At 67.3% G+C, this 840-nt stretch carries 1 protein-coding gene; it reads left to right on the top strand.

The annotated features are described in order from the left end of the window. Positions 1 to 46: 46 nt before the first annotated feature. On the top strand, positions 47 to 840 hold a 794-nt coding region (locus FV234_RS25900; RefSeq protein WP_147832453.1), incomplete at its 3' end, for an IS5 family transposase.

Below are 840 nucleotides of genomic sequence, written 5' to 3'. Positions count from 1 at the left end.
CTAGAGGCTGTTATGAACTGAAAGGGTGTGGTTTGCGTTTTTGGGCATGAGCGCAGGTCGTGCCGGCTATCCCTCTGACGTGTCCGATGAGGAATGGGCGCTGGTTGCGCCGTATCTGGCGTTGTTGCGGGAGAGTTCAGGTCAGCGCGACCACGAGTTGCGGGAGGTGTTCAACGGCTTGCGGTTCATCGTGAAGACGGGGGCGCCGTGGCGGTTCATGCCGCACGACCTGCCGCCGTGGGCGGCGGTGTACCAGCAGACGCAGCGCTGGCTGGCTGCGGAGTGCTTCACCGATGTGGCCGGGGACCTGCGGGCGGTTCTACGGATAGCGGGGGACCGGGAGCCGGAGCCGTCGGCGGTGATCCTGGACAGCCGAACGCTGCGGTCCTCGCCCGAGAGCGGCGAGCGGGCGGGCTACGACGGGGCCAAGCGCAAGCGGGGTTCGAAGGTGCATCTGGCGGTAGACACGCCCGGCCACGTGGTGGCGCTGCATGTCACCCCGGCCGATGCCGACGATCGCGGCGAGGTCGATCGCCTGACCGGCGCGGTGCAAACGGAGACGGGCGGAAGCGTCGAGACGGGCTTCGTCGATCAGGGCTACACCGGCGCGCGGGCGGCGGACGCGGCCCAGGAACACGGTATCGCCCTGGAGGTGGTCAAGGCGCCCGAGGCCAAACGCGGGTTTGTCCTGCTGCCGCGTCGCTGGGTGGTGGAGCGGTCCTTCGCCTGGGCGACGCGCTGTCGGCGCCTGGTCAAGGATTACGAACGTTATGCCAGCACGCTGGCAGGACTTCATATGGTCGCCTTCGTCTGTCTCATGCTGAAACAGGCAGAACGACT

It is taken from the genome of Methylobacterium sp. WL8, from assembly GCF_008040045.1.
Taxonomy (GTDB): domain Bacteria; phylum Pseudomonadota; class Alphaproteobacteria; order Rhizobiales; family Beijerinckiaceae; genus Methylobacterium; species Methylobacterium cerastii.
Note: the sequence above shows the minus strand (reverse complement) of the source record. Positions and strands in the feature narration are given on the sequence as shown.